This is a genomic window from Chloroflexus sp., assembly GCF_034431535.1.
Taxonomy (GTDB): domain Bacteria; phylum Chloroflexota; class Chloroflexia; order Chloroflexales; family Chloroflexaceae; genus Chloroflexus.
Map to the genome: position 1 here is coordinate 85,703 of NZ_DAOUDC010000014.1, position 16,333 is coordinate 102,035.

Here is a 16,333-nt window from a genome sequence, read left to right on the forward strand (position 1 = left end):
CAAACGGAACCTTGACCCTCTTTCTCATATCATACCGCAGAGCAGAGATCGATGCCAGATAAGAATCCGCTACCGGCCAGCAGAGCTAGAGCGCGCGCTCCCCTGCGCGGCCCCTCTGATCCCATCCTCGCAGACAACCAGATCAAGCCGGATATCATGCGGCTCGCGCGGCAAGCGAGCCACTTCCTGCACAGCAAAAGCGACACCGACCGCGATAGTAGGCGCAGTGGTCAGCAATGCATCGTAAAAACCACCGCCATACCCCAGTCGGTACAGCTCGCGATCAAACGCCAGCAGCGGTACGATGGTCAACGACCACGCGCCGGGTTGGGCCAGACGGATCTGGCGCGGCTGGAGCGTGCCAAACCTTCCGCGCACCCATTCCGTCTCGGCAAGGCTGTCGATCCAGCTATGCTCTAGCCGGCGCTGACCGGCCACCACCGGTACTGCGACGGCCTTGCCAGCCGATAACGCCACCACGATCAACGGCCTCGTATCGACCTCGGATCGAATCGGCACATAGCAATGAATGGCCGTCGCCGCCAGAAATGCCGGCAGTTGCTGCACCAAGGCGCAGATCTGCGCACTGCGCCGGTCACGATCGGTCAACGTATCGCGGCACGCCATCATTGCGGCCCGCAAAGCAGCTTTCTGGGCGGCAAGCTCAGTCATAGTTGCGATGATACCAGCTCGATCGAACAGAGGATTGCACCAGCTATTTTACCGCAGAAAACGCGAAGAGCACAGAGGACAACATCCCCAATCCTCTGCGCCCTTCGCGGAGCCGGACAGCCGTCCGGCTCTCCTGCGCCTTTGCCCCCTCTGCGTCTAAAACCGGACAACCGTCCGACTCTACCCATTTACAGGTGGGGCGCTTTGATTTTGCGAATGATGTTCGCAAACGGCGGCAACGGCTTGGGCTTCGGATTGCGCGGGAACCACCCCAAATCGGCCCGCACGGCTTGCTCTTTGAGCTCAGTTGCTCCCCAGATGAACGAAGCGCCGGTCACGCCGAGCAACGCAGACCAACCCGCATCCGCCACCAACAGCGAGAGTACGATGATCGAAATACCGAAGAGCAAGGGGTACGGCCACCACAAGTAGCCGAGATGGTACTCTATGCGAATAACCCAGAAGAAGCCAAAGCCGATAATGCCAAGGCTGAAGAGACCGATTGCCAAACCTTCCCACATCATAGCGATCACCTCAGTGGTATGTGCTGCTGATCCGTACCGTGCTACGAGGCGATTTCGGGTTTGCGATGCGCCGTTGGATGCGCATCAACGAACGGATCGCTCGGCTCGCGATCGAGCGGGTCGTGAAGCGTCGCCTTGCCCTCGGCCAGATAACGGGCATGGCGGGGGTTGTTGGGGTTCGCCGGCGCATGGCCGTGGCGCACTCGCCGATCTTGCCGCACTAGCTCAAACGCATCCCACCACAGCGCGATCCCAACCACGCTGCACACGCCGCCAATGGTGACATTCGGCGCGAAGAGGGCAGCAACGTTGAGGATGTGACCGGCGATGATCAACACAACCATTGGCGGGCGAATATCGGCACTCTTGGCCTCAAGCCAACGCACCCCGACATGCCCCCACCAAATGCTGAGAAATGTTGCCAGCGCCAACCAGAGACCACTTGTTTGCAGCATGCTATCCCTCATAAATCTACACAAATCTTAACAATTATGTACAATATTACATGGAAGGGCGAGCATGTCAAGTGCTAGTGGCTAACAACGCACCCACTTCTTCGTGCATCACGGCACGAAATTGGCCCCAACTGGCCCATTTACCGCTAATCGCCGGATCAGTCCGGTCAGACAGTTGCCGCAAGCGGGCAGCCAGCGCCGGCAGCTCGGACGGCAATACTGTACGCATCTCGGCCACCTGTTCTGCTGGATCGGCGACGTGCAAGGTACCGCCTATTTCATCGAGCAGAAACACGTAACTCACAAACCGGCGCGGTGTGAGATCCAGCGTTGCGTAGGTGATAACGCTCAAAAACCGGCTGATCTGCACTGTGAGGCTAGTCTCTTCGGCGACTTCCCGTTCGAGCGCGCTGGCGATGCGTTCCACCGGCCCAACGCCGCCGGTCAACAGCCGGAAAATCGCCGGTGGATAATACGTTTTGCGCGCTACCAAGATGCCGCCGTCGCGCCGGCGCACGACCATCCCGACTTCACCGACCCGATCGGTCTTGATCAGCGGATCGAAGACGCCATCGGCCAGTACGACGTGGCGATGGCGCGGCATGCCATACCGGACGGCAAGTTCGGCCACTTCAGCTTGGTGGTGAACTGGCAGATGGGTAATAATCGACTGAATGTTCATCATAAGTGCTACCTCAGCAATCTCCCGCTCTGAGCGCATGCTAGGCGGTGCGGTCAGGGAATATGGGACATGGATACACCCGGATTGGGCACGGCTAGAAGTACGCACCGCTTGGCAGTGCGACAAAGGAACATGGGACACGGATACACACAGATGTGACGGATTGGCACGGATTGGGCATAGCAAAGAGCACGCCACTCTTGGCAGGGCGAGAGGGCGCAACTCCGTAGCAATCTTCCGTTGTAGCGCAACCAATGCCAGCGCCGGATCGGGTGAACCGTCGCGCCCGTTACGCTCGAATTACCGTCGCAGCCGGGCCACAATCGTCAGATCCTTGGCCGGCCACGTGGCCAAATCCTGATGGGGATGGTGCGAGTCGCTGCCGCCGGAGACGAGCAGATGATGCCGCTGCGCCGCTGCGAGCAACCGCGTGCGGGTAGCGGCATCATGGGTTGGGTAATAGACCTCGATCCCATCTAGACCCGCCGCCGCCAAAGCGGCAATGTCATCATCAGTAGCCGGAATGGCATAGATGCCTTTGTCGCGGCCCGGATGGGCCAACACCGCCAACCCGCCGAGATCGTGCGCAACACTGATAATCTCGTCAACACTCAACGGCCGGTACGCCGCTGCGAAGTGGGTGAGGATGAAGCGCATCCCGGCCTCTTCGTCGCCTTCGCCGGCCACCCGGCCGGGCAAGTCATTGTTGCGCGCCAGCGCCAGCGCGACATCGGCCACCGTCGGCGGGCGATCGCGATCACTGAGGCCGGGCAGTCGAAAACTGGCTGCCGCCAGATCACGCAGCAATTGCGCCGCATCGGCCGCATTCCGATTGACGACCTCAGCGCACAGATCGAGCAGGGTCGGCGCTTCCGGATCAACGCCGTACACCAGCGTATGCCAGAGCTTGCCGTTAAAAGCGCTATCAATCTCGACCCCGCTCACCACCTGCACTCCGTAGTGCATCCCGGCCATCGCGGTGGTAATCACATTGGCCGTGGTATTGTGATCGGTCACAGCAATCATCGTCAAACCGCGCGCCGCCGCCGCCACCGCCAACGCCACCGGCGTCCACGTCGCATGGTGGGGGGTGGCGTTGGTATGGATATGCAAATCGATCATGGTCGCTCCACTGGCAGGTTGGCCGCCTGCCACGCTTCAATCCCGCCTTCAAGCGCGACGACCGGCCCGTAGCCAAGATCACGGAAGATCTGCGCTCCGCGCTGGCCCGCCTCTGGCCGGCTAGCATCGCCATAGGTGATGATCACCCAGCCGGGAGGCAAAGCCGCCAGTCGCTGGTTGAGATCGGGCGAGGCCAAACTGAGCGCGCCGGGCAAATGCGCAGCTTTGTAGGCATCTCCCGAACGCATATCAACAAAAATCACTTGGCCGGCTTGCCAGCGCTGTTGCGCATCGGCTACCGAAATCGCCGGTGCGGGCGGACTGTTGCTGAAATCGCCATGACCGGCTGCTGCCTCAACGGTCGGTGCAACCGTCGGTGCAGCAGCCGGCGCCGGCGAGCCGGTTCCGGTGATCACGAAGGCGAGCACGCCGGCTAGCGCCACAATGCCGCCGATGATCGCCGGCAAGCGCCATGCCGGCGGTTGGTTGGTATGAGCTTCAAAATGTTCCATACATCAAATGTGGTATTGTCTACATCCTCGCGGTATTATAATGCAGATAGCTGTTCGCCGGCGCACCGCGCCATTTCACAGGAACTACTGTATGATCACTGCCTTGCTCCCTCACGTGTACCAATTACGCTTGCCACTCCCCTTCGCCCTCAACCATGTTAACGTCTATTTGCTGCGCGATGCGCAGGGCTGGACAGTGGTCGATACCGGCTTACACACCCCTGCCGGTGAAGCCGGTTGGCAGGCGGCCTTCGCCGAGATCGGCATCGAACCGCGCCAGATTCACACCATCGTCCTCACCCATTTTCACCCCGACCATTTCGGCATGGCCGGCTGGCTGTACGAGCGTTCAGGGGCGCGCGTGCTGCTGGCGCCGCGCGAGATCGAACTAGCCGAAGAGGTGTGGATGCACCGCGCCGACCATGATGATCCTAGTTTACGCCATTTTCTCCGTCACGGCATGCCCGCCGATCTCGTACAACAGGTCGTCGGCGCAATCGCAACCTTACGCGCCGCCACCCGGCCCCATCCGCCACTTACGCCGCTGCCGGCGGGCACATGGCTCACGATGGGAGAGCGGCGCTTTCTCGCGATCCATGCCCCCGGCCACAGCGACGGCCAATTAGTATTTTACGCCCCAGACGACCGGCTGGCGCTGGTTGGCGATCAAGTGTTGCTCAAGATCACGCCCCATATTGGCATCTGGCCGGAAAGCGAGCCGGATCCGTTGCGCAAATATCTCGCCTCGCTAAGCGAATTGGCGACGCTCGATGTCGAGCTGGCGCTGCCCGGCCACGGCAAGACGATCACAGCGTGGGCCGAGCGGGTGACCGAATTGCAAGCGCATCACCACGAGCGGTTAGCTGCCATGTTGGAAGCGGTGCGCAATGGGGCGGAAACAGCCTTCGCCGTCGCGCAGCGCGTCTTTGCCGTCGAGCGTTTCACCCCTCACGAGGCGCGGTTTGCGATTGCCGAAACGATTTCCCACCTCGAATTGCTGGTGGCCGATGGCCTGATCACACGCCACGAGGACGATGCGCTGGTGCGGTATACGGCTTAACACCGGCACAGTGCAGCGCGTCCCCCTTGTCATTGCGAGGAAGCGGCGGCCCCCAGCTCTGCTGAGGGACGCCCGACCGAAGCAATCCCCCGCTTCAGCGTGACTCGTGCCTGAGCGGGCATCTCCCGTGCTCGCGGGAAATTGCGTCGCCGCCTCCGGCGGCTCGCAATGACAATAGGGGTACAAGCTTTCGCCAATCTGTAATCTACGCACAATCTGCATACCTGAACCCGTATGGTACTCTGCAAGCAACGTTAGTCAAGCCGGGCAAGACGGGTGGATGATGGGCCGCTGGATGTATGCACCAACCATATCGCTGATCTTCATACTCAGCGTATTCGCGTTAGCCAGCGCGTTTGTTGCGCCGGCACTCGCTATCATCGCCTTAGCCGGCTGTGTGCTCACGCTGCTCTGGGAACGCTACCGGCTCGCGCGCGCGATGCGCGCCTTGGCCCATCGTTTCCACCACACTCCCCTCGACGCGAAACTCGAAGTTGGGTCTGGCGCGTGGGGAGAAGTTTGCCATGCCGTCAACCGGCTGTTGCAACAATGGCGCACCGAACAGCACCTGCAACGATTACAGCCGACCCAACCGGCGCTGCGCCAGATCAATCCGCTCAACCTGCATCCGCCGGTCAATGGACACGATGCGGCCATCGCCGTCTTGGCAGTCGGCCAGCTTCATCTTGCCAACGAACTTGACGAAATGCGGGCCCGAACCCACCTGATCAGCGAACCGGTCGAGCGCCAACAGGCCTTACTCCAGTGGCGCGACAGCTCTGTTCTGCTCATTTTCGGCGCTCTTGCCGGTGAAGCCGATCCGATGCGGAGCGCCGTGGCGGCGGCGACCAACATCATTGCTTGCGCTGAAGCCGCTGGCTTACCCATACCGCCGATGGCCCTGAGCAGTGGTCATGGCCGGGTGGCAGTCGTGCCGCTGATCGGACTACACACCATCGGCGAACCGCTTGAACAAGCCGCGAACCTCATCCACCAAACCGCACCCGGCACCCTCATCTGTGCCGAAGAAGCCTATTTTTACCTCCGCAGCGCCGGCCTGCCCCCCCTCAGTGCGGTGCGCTTTACCACGCCGGCCCGCAGTTACGCCCTCGCGCTCGGCGATACCTGCCTGCATCAGAAAGCGGAATAGTATCATGATCCTTGCGTTTTAAATCTGCCCGGCGTATAATATTGCTACGTATCGCTCCGACCAAGCCCCGTCGAATGGCGCGCCGCCGCTTCTGCGCAGGGATCTTTCATGGAAGAGTTGAATCATGCCGGCAATAATTCAAACGATAACGACGAAGTTCGCCAACCTGATCTGAACGATCTGCTCGATCGCGGCGATCAGGCGCTGATGGAGGAGATCCTGCGCGATCCTGCTCATGCGTATCGCAACCTCAAGCACGGTGATACGGTTGACGGGCGGATCATGCGGATCGACCGCGACGAAATCCTCGTCGATATTGGCGCCAAAGCCGAAGGCGTCATCCCCAGCCGCGAGATGCAGACGCTCAGTGAAGAGGATCGCGCTGCATTGAAGGTGGGTGATCCGGTACTTGTTTTCGTCGTCCAATCCGAAGACAAGGAAGGCCGCGCGATCCTATCGATCGACAAGGCTCGGCAAGAGAAGAGCTGGCGCGCGTTGCAAGAATGTTACGAGCGGGGCGAGATCATCTACGCCCGTGTCAAGAACTACAACAAGGGCGGCCTGCTGGTCGATCTCGACGGGGTGCGCGGGTTTGTGCCTGCGTCACAGGTGTCGAGCATTAGCCGCAGCTCGGAAACACAGAAGCAATCCGAAATGGCCCGTCTGGTTAATGTCGAATTGCCGTTGAAGGTCATCGAGATTAATCGTAACCGCAACCGCCTGATCTTGTCGGAACGGCAGGCGCTCGCTGAAACCCGCGAGTCGAAGAAGGATGAGTTGCTGTCGTCACTGCGCGAGGGCGATGTGCGCGAAGGCATCGTCTCGTCGGTGTGCGATTTTGGCGCGTTCGTCGATATTGGCGGCGCTGATGGCCTTGTTCACCTCTCTGAGATCTCGTGGTCGCGGGTGAAACACCCCGCCGAGGTGCTTAAGGTCGGCAGCAAGGTGAAAGTATCGATCCTGAGCATCGATCACGAGCGCAAGCGGATCGCGTTGTCGATCAAGCGCACCCAGAGCGAGCCGTGGACGAAGGTGGCTGAACGGTACCAGTTGGGCCAGATCGTCGAAGGGACGATCACACAACTCACCTCGTTCGGCGCGTTTGCCCGGATCGAGGATGGGGTAGAGGGTCTCATCCACATTTCAGAGATGGGTGATGAGCGGATCCAGCACCCCCGTGAGGTATTGAGCGAAGGGCAAGTGGTGCAAGCCCGGATTATCCGGATCGATCCGGCGCGGAAGCGGATGGGATTGAGTCTGCGGCTCCAACACGAGCTGTCCGAGAGCGGCGCAGAAGCGGAGGATGATGGCTAGCCCCTGCCGTTGCTTAGTTGAGATGGCGCTCTCAACTAATCGCAACGGTACGGGAGGGCAATACTCGTATTCCCCGGTCTGTCAGGCCCAATAGTCGTTTCCTCCAGTCTAGCAGGTGGAGAAGAGTATGTCTGATCTGTACAGCAAATTTACCAAGCGCGCCAAGCAGGTGTTGCAATTAGCCGCCGAAGAGGCGCGCGCGTTTAACCATCCATATATCGGCACCGAGCATATTTTGCTGGGGCTGATCCGCGAGAGCGAAGGGATCGCGGCCCGCGTGCTCGATGAGCTAGGGGTTAAGCTGCCGCAGGCGCGCAGTGCGGTTGAGTTTATCGTTGGCCCCGGCGAGAACACGATGGTCACCGACCAAGAGCTGACGGCCCGCGCTCAGAAGGTGATTAAGTACGCGATTGAAGAAGCGAATCGCCTCAACCATCACTATATCGGCACCGAACACCTGTTGCTAGGGTTGGTGCGCAATGGCGAAGGCGTCGCCACCGGCGTGCTCGATATTCTGGGTGTGTCGCTCGAGCAGGTGCGCAATCAGGTGATGCGCACCCTACGCCACGGCACCGCTGGCGCCAGCAGCGAAACGCGCGCTGCGGCTACTCCTGGTACGCCGCCGGCCCAACGCCAGTCGAAGACGCCGTACCTCGATGCGCTCGGCACCGATCTGACCGAGATGGCCGAACAGGGCCGGCTCGATCCGATCATTGGCCGCCAGCACGAAATCGAGCGCGTCATCCAGATCCTCTCGCGCCGCACGAAGAATAATCCGGCCCTGATCGGCGAACCTGGCGTCGGCAAAACGGCGATCGTCGAGGGTTTGGCCCAGCGCATTGTCCAAGGCGATGTGCCCGATAGCATCAAAGGCAAGCGAGTGGTAACGCTCGATATGGGTGCGCTGGTCGCCGGCACCAAGTATCGCGGCCAGTTTGAAGAGCGGCTCAAGCGCGTGATCGACGAGATCAAAGAGTCGCGCTGTATCCTCTTTATCGACGAGTTCCACACCATCATCGGTGCTGGCGGTGCGGAAGGGACGCTCGACGCGGCCAATATTCTCAAGCCGGCCCTCTCGCGCGGCGAGTTGCAGACGATCGGCGCGACTACGCTCGATGAGTATCGCAAGTATATCGAGCGCGACGCCGCCCTCGAACGGCGCTTCCAGCCGGTCATGGTCGATGAGCCGTCGATCGAGGATACCATCCAGATCCTGCGCGGGATCAAGTCGCGCTACGAAGATTTCCACCAGTTGCAGATCAGCGACGAGGCGATCCGCGCTGCGGCGGTGCTGTCGGCCCGCTATGTGCCCGACCGCCAATTGCCGGATAAGGCGATTGACTTGATCGACGAAGCGGCTTCGCGCGTGCGTATGTATCGCTCGGCCACCCCACCGCGCCTGCGCGATGCCCTGCGCGGTCTCGAAGCCCTGCGCAAAGAGCGAGAGGCGGCGCTGGAAGATCAGCAACTTGAGCTGGCCGACAATCTGCGCGAGCGCGAAGAGCGCATGCTCCAGCGCATCCAAGAGATTGAGGCCGAACTCGGCACCCGCAGCGATGAACGCTACGACCGGCCCTACGTGACCGAAGAGGATATCGCGGAAGTGGTCGGGATGTGGACGGGTGTGCCGGTGACGCGCTTGACCGGCAACGAGACCCAGCGCCTGATGCACATGGAGGAGTTCCTCCACAGCCGGATCGTCGGCCAGCACGAGGCGATTGTTACCATCTCGAAAGCAGTGCGCCGCGCACGCGCCGGCCTGAAAGATCCCAAGCGCCCGATCGGGAGCTTTATCTTCCTTGGCCCGACCGGCGTCGGTAAGACCGAGCTGGCCAAGGCGCTGGCCGAGTTTATGTTCGGCACCGAAGAGGCGCTGATCAAGATCGATATGTCCGAATTCCAAGAGCGCCACACCACCTCGCGGCTGGTCGGCTCGCCGCCCGGCTATATCGGCTATGGCGAAGGCGGCCAACTGACCGACGCCGTCCGCCGCAAGCCGTACAGCGTGGTGCTGTTCGACGAGATCGAGAAGGCGCACCCCGATGCCTTTAATCTCTTGCTGCAAGTGCTCGAAGATGGGCACCTGACCGATGGCAAAGGCCGGCGGGTTGATTTCCGCAACACCATCATCATCATGACCAGCAACGTCGGCACCGAGCACATCCGCCGCGCGTCACGGATTGGCTTCGGCGGTAATGTCAACGAGATTGATCAGACCGATATGCGGCGCAAGGTTGATGAGGCGCTCAGAATGCTCTTCCGGCCTGAGTTCCTCAACCGCATTGACGCGACGATCATCTTCCATCCGCTGACCAGCGAGGAGATCCAGTCGATCACCCAACTGATGCTCAGGCGGGTGCAAACGCAGCTCGATGAGCACCAGATCAAGTTGGTCGTACAACCAGACGCGCTTGAGTTCCTTGCCCGCCGCGGCTACGACCCGGCCTTCGGCGCGCGACCGCTCCGCCGGGTGATCACCAATCTGATTGAAGACCCGTTAGCCGAAGGGTTGCTCTCTGGGCAGTTCCAAGATGGCGATACGGTGATCGTTGATACACTCGAGGATCAATTGCGGTTGCGCTCACAGCGCGAAATCGACCAAGAGAAGGTCGAAGAAAGCCCCGCATTGGCGTAGGGATAACGGTAAAGGCAACAGGAGGGGCGCAGCAATGCTGCGCCCCTCTCCTTGTCTCTACCGCCCACTGCCCAACAACGCCCCCAACAATGCCGCTCGCCCAACGATCCCCACTAACCGGCCATCGTTATCGACCACCGGCAACCGCTTGATCCGGTGCGCGATCGTCTGCTCAACCGCGGCTGCAATCGGGGTATCCGGTGTCACCGTAATCACCGGACTCGTCATCACACTGGCGGCGGTTTGATTCTTGAGCGCCAGCTCTAACTCAGGCGGGCGAGCGCCGCCACTGATCCAAACTGCGAAGCGTTGCAACAAGCCCGGCGCTACCGGTCGCATTGCCCGGCGCAGAATATCGCCATCGCTGATGATGCCAATGACGCGCCGTTCATTGTCGATCACTACTGCGCGCCGGCGCGGCGTCGATAAAATCCGATCGAGCGTCTCGATCAACGGCGTCTCAGGAGTAACGGTTGGCGCATCGCGCACCATCACTTCACCGACCGTCTTGGCTGTGCTGAGACCAGCAGGAGTCGTTTCGGCGCTTACCGCAAAATTATTCGCCACGGTTTGCAGTACATCCGACCGGCTAATGATCCCGACGAGCCGGCCTTCGTTATCCACCACCGGCAACCGCTTGTGATCATGCTCAGCCATCACTAGCGCCGCTTGCGCCAACGAAGCCGTCGCCAAAATGGTGCGCGGGTTCGGCGTCATAACATCGCCGGCCTGTTCCGGACGCGCCGCCATCGCTGCTAATTGCGCCGCCCGTTCATCACCCGGCAATAACTGCTGCAAGTGCAGCGGCAACTGGCTGACACCACGCTGCAACAAATCGGCGTCGGTAACCATCCCCACCACCTTGCGCTGCCCATCTACAACCGGCATCGCCCGCAAGCCGCGTTCGAGCAGCAACCGCACCAACTCGCCGACCGGCGTATCAACCGTCACTGAAACCACATCGTGATTCATCACATCGGCGACGGTCAGGTGGGAGGGAAAAAGCCCGCCGGCGCGCCGGCCTACCTTCACCACCTGCACCGGTGAGAGAACGATCAATCCTTCCTGCACAATCTCGCTCAGCTTGGGCAGCACCCGTTGCAAGCGATCAGTGCGGTCGATGCACGTGATGATCAGCGGCAACCGGCTCGGAATATCAACCAGCAGATCGCTATGAAAGACGCCGTGGGTGCCGTAGCCCCCCACCCCGCGCAAAACGGTCACTCCCGGCGCACCGGCAGCCCGGAGGGTATCGACAATCCGCGAGGCAATGGTACGCCCCTGCTGGCTGTCACCCTCATCGATATAGATCCAGAGCTGCTGTGTCACGGCCTGCTCCATTGGAGACCTCCTCTCAAGGCGGCAAGGGCGACGCTAGGCGTCGCCCTCACCTACTATCCTGCGCCAAACTCCTTACCCGCCAATCCAGCGCCCAAGCCCGACCCCAATCACCACGGCAATCAGGCCGCCCACCACGCTCCCGCCGACATACCCCGCCGCCGCCAGCCAGTTGCCAGCGCTAAAGAGGGTAAAACTCTCGTAGCCAAACGTCGAGAAGGTGGTGAACCCACCGAGCAAGCCTGTCACCAACATCAGCCGCACCGGTTCGCTGAGCGTCAGCCGGTTGGCGGCAAGGGTCAGCAACATGCCAATCAGCAGACAGCCCAGCAGGTTGATGATGAAGGTGCCGTACGGCCACGCCGTGCCTAAGCGTTGGGCCGCCCACAACCCAATGCCGTAGCGGAGGTTGGCGCCAATCGCCGCCCCCAGCGCAATCGCCAATACGTTGTTCATCGCTGCCTATCTCTTCTTCATCTAAGGCAGAGCCCGACAATAGCTATCTGTATTGTACGACGATTGGGGGATTGTGGGATAGGGCTGGAGATGGAATGCTGGGGCGAAGGATTGTTCGCCCCAGCACAATCATTACGCCCGCACCTCTTGGCGTTGGAAGAGGATGTAACCGATGGCGAACAGCACGATCGTCGCCGCGATCAGGCCGGTGGCGTGCGGCCACGTCAGCAAGATGCTCTGCTCAGCCGGCAGTGGCGTGCCGGGAATGGCGTTGTGCAACTGGATGGGCAGTACGATGCCTAAGGCGCGCACCGCCGGGTTGAGCATCGCCAGCGCCACCTCTGAGAAGAGGGTGTTCGGCGACAGCCGGGTGAGCAGCAGTTCCAGTTGAATTTGGTTGATCAGCGCTTGCGTATCACCCGGCGGCGCCGGTTGCAGCGTGCGAGCTAGCAGGCTGGCGATGATGCCCCAGAAGACGGTAAAGAAGAGCCAGACTGCAATCGCAGCTAGCGCCGCGGTGGCCGGCTGGCGGAAGATGATCGAGAAGAGCATCGCTAACGCCAACCAGATTCCGCCGTAGAAGATGGTGATCAGCAAGAACCAGAGCATACGCACCGTCTCTTCACCACTCGGCGGCACGCCCAATTGCAGCAGGCCCATGCCGATGATCAGCAGCCAGATCGCGGTCAGCGCCAAAGCCAGCGTGCCCAAGCCGGCCAAGAATTTGCCCAACAGCAGGGCATCGCGGTAGATCGGCTGCGCCAACACCTTCGAGAGCGTGCGCTGATTGAACTCGCCGTTGATCGAGTCGAACGCCAGCGCAATCGCGAGCAACGGCACCAGCAAGCCAAGGAAGCCGACAAAGGCCGGTAGCGGCTCGCGGGCCGTGGTAAAGAGGCGCAAGAAGAGAAAATCATCGCTCGTACCGGCGCCGGCGCGCAGATTCTGCGACGCAGCGTAGACGGTGCCAAAGGCGGTGAGCAAGATCAGCGCCTCAAGGATCATCATGCGGGCACTGGTCAGGTAATCAGCCATCTCTTTGGTCACCACCGCCCACAACCCCGTCCACGGCGACCCTTCGCGCTGGCGCACGGGCGCTAGGCTACGCGCGTGCTGCATAGGCCGCTCCTTTCTGGAAGTAGCGCGCATACACCTCATCGAGGCTTGGGGTGTCTACGCTCAGGCCAAGCAACTTGCCACCCGCCTCGACCACCTTGCGAGCAATCTCGGCACGCAGATCGGCGCGCGCCTCGACGTTGTATTGGGAGCCGTTGGCCGACACCTTCACCACATCGGGCAAGGCGCGCAACACCGCCGCCACTGCATCGCCCCCCTCGGCTTCAACGTGAATGCGGTAAGCGCCACCGAGCACGCGCTGGGCCAGCTCGCCGACCGTGCCCTCCAGCACCATGCGCCCTTGGTGGAAGAGACCGACCCGATCACAGACCGCCTGCACTTGTTGCAACAGGTGCGACGAGAGCAGGATGGTAATGCCGCTCGCCGTAAGCTGGCGGATGAGATCGAGAAATTCGCGCACCGCTTCCGGGTCAAGCGCCAGCGTCGGCTCGTCCATGATGATCAGTTGCGGCTGCTTGATCAAAATCTCAGCCACCCCCAACCGCTGGCGCATACCGCGCGAGAAGGTCTTGACCCGCCGGTCGGCCACGTTGCTCAACCCAACCTGATCGAGCGCCTCGTTGATGCGCTTGCTCATCTCTGGCTCGCGGATGCCATTGAGCTTGGCGATGTAATTCAGGTTCTCGCGCGCGGTCAAGTTGTCGTAAAAACCGACCTGATCGGGCAGATAGCCCACCCGCGCCTTGACGCTGAGCGGCTGGCGGGCCGGATCAAGGCCCAACACCTTCACACTGCCCCTCGTTGGCTCGGTCAGGCCCAGCAGCATCAGAATGGTGGTCGTCTTGCCGGCGCCGTTCGGCCCCAACAGGCCGAAAATCTCGCCCTTGTGCATGGTTAGGTTGAGATGATCGACGGCGGTAAACGCGCCGTATTGTTTGGTCAAATCACGGCATTCAATCACCACGTCGGTCATAATCGTTTCCCCGTTATTTTGGAAAGCCGCACAGCCGTGCGGCTTTACCACGGAGCCGCACAGCCGTGCGGCTTTACATTACCGGCGGCCAAACCGCATCACCGCCACGCCGACGCCAACCACCGCCACTGCAATCAGAGCAATTCCAACCAACCCCCAAATCGTCGAGGTTAACACCGTAAACCGGAATTCGCTGGTGGCTACCGCTGCCTCAGCCGGACGGGCAGTAAAGGTGACGAGATAGTCACCGGCGATAGCCTGATTCGACGGCTGCACTTTCGCGGTGACTTCGACCAGTTGACCGTTGGCCAGCTCAGGAATCTGCTTCGGCTCGAATTCGACCGTCCACCCAACCGGCGGCGAGGCGCTCAGTTCGATGGTGCGAGCCGGCGCACTGCCGGTATTACGCACGATCAGCTTCACATCGGTCTTTTCACCGATCCGCGCTTCGCCGGATAGCCGGCCATCAGGCGTGGTCAGCAGCAACTGCGGTTGGCCAGTAATATCGGCCACAAGACGGGTAGTCGCTTGCAAATCGCCGCCGCGGGCCAAAAGGCCGATTTCATACGTACCGGCAGGCACATCCGTGTTGAGCGCGCGCACTTCCACGCTGAGGTTCTTTGACTCGTTGGGGCCAAACGGCACGCTAGTAATGCTCTGACCCGACAGCTTGAAATCGACTTGGAAGCCGCGCGGCGCTTCGGCCAGCAAGCTCACCGGCACCTCTTCACTGCTCTCGTTCTTGAGGGTCACGTTGTAGCGGAAGGTGGTCGAAGGCGAACCGCGCAACGTCGGCAGATCGACTTTGAAAGTAAGACCAGCGGGGTTTACCGTCTTGGCCTTCAGCGTCAACTCGATCGGCAACGCCACCTCTTGGTTCACCCCGGTCGCCACCGCTACCATCCGGTACGAACCGGCCTTCACATCTGACGGCGGCTCGATCCGCAGATCAAAGGTCGCGTTGTTGTTCGGCTCAACGTAGGCCGCTTGGATCACGCGCCCATCGCCGCGGAAGGTGACATTCCAGCCGCTTGGCGCTTCGCGCATGCCAAGGCGCACGATCTGCGGCGTGGTATCGGTGCCAAGGGTGAGTTTAACGGTGACAACATCACCAACAGTAGCTTCTTGGGCTGGATAACGGGTGTAGAAGAAGAGATCACGCTGGTTCTCTTGTGCCAGCGCCGGCGCCGCGCCCACAACGGCAATCAGCGCCAACATCACGAGCAAGCTGATGATGCGAAACGCACGCATCGTCTACCTCCCCTTATGATGGCAACTGCACAATCTGCCGCGGAGATCCGCTTACATTCGGGAAGATAGACGGCAATTATTAGAAAAAGATTAGCGGTGTATTAGTGTTTTCTATGAAATCTCCGCCTTGGTCAGCGCATATTCCCATAACTGGTGCGGCGCATCGAGCGATGACTGCGGGCGCATCACCCGCACGTGCAAGGGGAGCGTTTGCAGATGCGCATACAAAAGGCGTAGCGGAATTGAATGCACCGACTGCGGGTACAGCTTAAAGCGGTTATAGAGTACGTGATCAGGGAAGCCTAAACGCTTTAGGGCAGTGTAGGCGCGGCGGCGCAGTTGCAAGCGGTATGGCCAGTGAATATGGTGGCAAACGTTCGTAAAGATCAATCCACCCGGCGCTACAACCCGCGCAAATTCGCTGAAGAGATGCAGGATCGCTTGCTGATCGGGAATATGCTGGAAGACACCGAAGGAACAGATCAGGTCAATACTATGATCGGGCAGATCGAGCCGGCTGGCCGTATTCACCAGAAACTGGGCATTGGGCAAATCGCGGTGCAACTCACGCGCTTTGAGAATGAGACTTTCGGCGACATCAAGACCGATATACTCGGCGAAATGCTCGCGCAGTGCCGGCGCCACCCGCCCGATGCCGCAACCGAAATCGAGCACGCGCTGAAACCGGCGCGGATAATCGAGACGTTGCATCTCTTCGTGCAACTGCGCTACCTGATGCCGGCCAGTCTGAAAGAAGTCGGCCAAATCCCAACGGGACATACCGGTCATCGCCCAGAACGGATCAAGTTGGCCTAAGGCATTCCATTGCTGTTGGTTGTAGTCAAAGGTCATAGTTCCTCCTACCAAGACGTAGGAAAAATTGATACCTTCACTCATCGAACCACATCTACCCTCGTTTGTCTTGTGTGTTTTGGCAGGGATGTGGATGGGGGAATTTCCCTCATTGTAAAGCAATTACCTCATGAAACGCTTGCCTAGAGAAACTTATGCGAAGAGGTTCAGGCAGCACACTACCCTAGTCTCACACTACCCTAGTCTCACACTACCCTAGTCTCACACTACCCTAGTCTCACACTACCCTAGTCTCACAC

Annotated in this window: 16 protein-coding genes; 4 read left to right on the forward strand and 12 right to left on the reverse strand. The window is 60.4% G+C overall.

Going from position 1 to position 16,333, the window contains the following annotated elements:
* Positions 1 to 69: 69 nt before the first annotated feature.
* The 6 genes from U9R61_RS04105 to U9R61_RS04130 all read right to left on the reverse strand — a co-directional run bounded on the left by U9R61_RS04105 (position 70) and on the right by U9R61_RS04130 (position 3,967).
* Positions 70 to 672, reverse strand: coding sequence for a 5-formyltetrahydrofolate cyclo-ligase (locus tag U9R61_RS04105; RefSeq protein WP_322487552.1), 603 nt, complete (start codon positions 670 to 672; stop codon positions 70 to 72).
* 188 nt (positions 673 to 860) lie between these two features.
* Entirely contained in the window at positions 861 to 1,196 is a 336-nt protein-coding gene (locus U9R61_RS04110; protein WP_322487553.1) for a DUF4491 family protein, read from the reverse strand.
* A gap of 41 nt (positions 1,197 to 1,237) precedes the next feature.
* The gene (locus tag U9R61_RS04115) at positions 1,238 to 1,651 is read right to left on the reverse strand and encodes a DUF4491 family protein (protein ID WP_322487554.1); all 414 of its coding nucleotides are present in this window, start codon (positions 1,649 to 1,651) and stop codon (positions 1,238 to 1,240) included.
* A gap of 67 nt (positions 1,652 to 1,718) precedes the next feature.
* The gene (locus U9R61_RS04120; protein WP_322487555.1) at positions 1,719 to 2,336 is read right to left on the reverse strand and encodes an NUDIX hydrolase; all 618 of its coding nucleotides are present in this window, start codon (positions 2,334 to 2,336) and stop codon (positions 1,719 to 1,721) included.
* A 297-nt stretch (positions 2,337 to 2,633) separates the two neighbouring features.
* The gene (locus tag U9R61_RS04125) at positions 2,634 to 3,455 is read right to left on the reverse strand and encodes a PHP domain-containing protein (RefSeq protein ID WP_322487556.1); all 822 of its coding nucleotides are present in this window, start codon (positions 3,453 to 3,455) and stop codon (positions 2,634 to 2,636) included.
* Entirely contained in the window at positions 3,452 to 3,967 is a 516-nt protein-coding gene (locus tag U9R61_RS04130) for a rhodanese-like domain-containing protein (RefSeq protein ID WP_322487557.1), read from the reverse strand. Before U9R61_RS04130 ends, U9R61_RS04125 begins: the two co-directional genes overlap by 4 nt.
* A gap of 91 nt (positions 3,968 to 4,058) precedes the next feature.
* On the opposite strand from U9R61_RS04130, the gene U9R61_RS04135 reads away from it, so the two are divergent.
* The 4 genes from U9R61_RS04135 to U9R61_RS04150 all read left to right on the forward strand — a co-directional run bounded on the left by U9R61_RS04135 (position 4,059) and on the right by U9R61_RS04150 (position 10,126).
* On the forward strand, positions 4,059 to 5,027 hold the full coding sequence (locus U9R61_RS04135) for an MBL fold metallo-hydrolase (RefSeq protein ID WP_322487558.1): 969 nt from the start codon (positions 4,059 to 4,061) through the stop codon (positions 5,025 to 5,027).
* Positions 5,028 to 5,322: 295 nt separating this feature from the next.
* Positions 5,323 to 6,177 carry a phosphate regulon sensor protein PhoR gene (locus U9R61_RS04140; protein ID WP_322487559.1) on the forward strand — a complete coding sequence of 285 codons (855 nt, stop codon included), beginning with the start codon at positions 5,323 to 5,325 and terminating at the stop codon, positions 6,175 to 6,177.
* A gap of 108 nt (positions 6,178 to 6,285) precedes the next feature.
* A complete protein-coding gene (gene rpsA, locus U9R61_RS04145) occupies positions 6,286 to 7,491 on the forward strand; it encodes a 30S ribosomal protein S1 (RefSeq protein WP_322487560.1) in 1,206 nt (401 codons plus the stop codon).
* 127 nt (positions 7,492 to 7,618) lie between these two features.
* Entirely contained in the window at positions 7,619 to 10,126 is a 2,508-nt protein-coding gene (locus U9R61_RS04150) for an ATP-dependent Clp protease ATP-binding subunit (RefSeq protein ID WP_322487561.1), read from the forward strand.
* 57 nt (positions 10,127 to 10,183) lie between these two features.
* On the opposite strand, the gene U9R61_RS04155 is transcribed toward U9R61_RS04150, so the two are convergent.
* From U9R61_RS04155 to U9R61_RS04180, 6 genes are all read right to left on the reverse strand, one after another.
* Positions 10,184 to 11,467: a DUF190 domain-containing protein gene (locus tag U9R61_RS04155; RefSeq protein WP_322487562.1), complete on the reverse strand. Its 1,284-nt coding sequence runs from the start codon at positions 11,465 to 11,467 to the stop codon at positions 10,184 to 10,186.
* 72 nt (positions 11,468 to 11,539) lie between these two features.
* Entirely contained in the window at positions 11,540 to 11,920 is a 381-nt protein-coding gene (crcB, locus tag U9R61_RS04160; protein ID WP_322487563.1) for a fluoride efflux transporter CrcB, read from the reverse strand.
* Positions 11,921 to 12,052: 132 nt separating this feature from the next.
* On the reverse strand, positions 12,053 to 13,039 hold the full coding sequence (locus tag U9R61_RS04165; protein WP_322487564.1) for an ABC transporter permease: 987 nt from the start codon (positions 13,037 to 13,039) through the stop codon (positions 12,053 to 12,055).
* Complete coding sequence (locus tag U9R61_RS04170) at positions 13,023 to 13,970, reverse strand: ABC transporter ATP-binding protein (protein WP_322487565.1); 948 nt, start codon at positions 13,968 to 13,970, stop codon at positions 13,023 to 13,025. The genes U9R61_RS04165 and U9R61_RS04170 overlap by 17 nt, the downstream gene beginning before the upstream one ends.
* Positions 13,971 to 14,048: 78 nt before the next feature.
* On the reverse strand, positions 14,049 to 15,221 hold the full coding sequence (locus U9R61_RS04175; RefSeq protein ID WP_322487566.1) for an NEW3 domain-containing protein: 1,173 nt from the start codon (positions 15,219 to 15,221) through the stop codon (positions 14,049 to 14,051).
* Between the two features lie 111 nt (positions 15,222 to 15,332).
* A complete protein-coding gene (locus U9R61_RS04180; protein ID WP_322487567.1) occupies positions 15,333 to 16,073 on the reverse strand; it encodes a class I SAM-dependent methyltransferase in 741 nt (246 codons plus the stop codon).
* Positions 16,074 to 16,333: the final 260 nt, after the last annotated feature.

Bases quoted from the DNA above. Each gene is read 5' to 3' on its own strand.
- U9R61_RS04110 (WP_322487553.1), bottom strand. From the start codon at position 1,196: ATGATGTGGGAAGGTTTGGCAATCGGTCTCTTCAGCCTTGGCATTATC.
- U9R61_RS04120 (WP_322487555.1), bottom strand. From the start codon at position 2,336: ATGATGAACATTCAGTCGATTATTACCCATCTGCCAGTTCACCACCAA.
- U9R61_RS04130 (WP_322487557.1), bottom strand. From the start codon at position 3,967: ATGGAACATTTTGAAGCTCATACCAACCAACCGCCGGCATGGCGCTTG.
- U9R61_RS04135 (WP_322487558.1), top strand. From the start codon at position 4,059: ATGATCACTGCCTTGCTCCCTCACGTGTACCAATTACGCTTGCCACTC.
- U9R61_RS04150 (WP_322487561.1), top strand. From the start codon at position 7,619: ATGTCTGATCTGTACAGCAAATTTACCAAGCGCGCCAAGCAGGTGTTG.
- U9R61_RS04140 (WP_322487559.1), top strand. From the start codon at position 5,323: ATGTATGCACCAACCATATCGCTGATCTTCATACTCAGCGTATTCGCG.
- U9R61_RS04115 (WP_322487554.1), bottom strand. From the start codon at position 1,651: ATGCTGCAAACAAGTGGTCTCTGGTTGGCGCTGGCAACATTTCTCAGC.
- rpsA (WP_322487560.1), top strand. From the start codon at position 6,286: ATGGAAGAGTTGAATCATGCCGGCAATAATTCAAACGATAACGACGAA.
- U9R61_RS04105 (WP_322487552.1), bottom strand. From the start codon at position 672: ATGACTGAGCTTGCCGCCCAGAAAGCTGCTTTGCGGGCCGCAATGATG.
- U9R61_RS04125 (WP_322487556.1), bottom strand. From the start codon at position 3,455: ATGATCGATTTGCATATCCATACCAACGCCACCCCCCACCATGCGACG.
- U9R61_RS04175 (WP_322487566.1), bottom strand. From the start codon at position 15,221: ATGCGTGCGTTTCGCATCATCAGCTTGCTCGTGATGTTGGCGCTGATT.
- crcB (WP_322487563.1), bottom strand. From the start codon at position 11,920: ATGAACAACGTATTGGCGATTGCGCTGGGGGCGGCGATTGGCGCCAAC.
- U9R61_RS04170 (WP_322487565.1), bottom strand. From the start codon at position 13,970: ATGACCGACGTGGTGATTGAATGCCGTGATTTGACCAAACAATACGGC.
- U9R61_RS04165 (WP_322487564.1), bottom strand. From the start codon at position 13,039: ATGCAGCACGCGCGTAGCCTAGCGCCCGTGCGCCAGCGCGAAGGGTCG.
- U9R61_RS04180 (WP_322487567.1), bottom strand. From the start codon at position 16,073: ATGACCTTTGACTACAACCAACAGCAATGGAATGCCTTAGGCCAACTT.
- U9R61_RS04155 (WP_322487562.1), bottom strand. From the start codon at position 11,467: ATGGAGCAGGCCGTGACACAGCAGCTCTGGATCTATATCGATGAGGGT.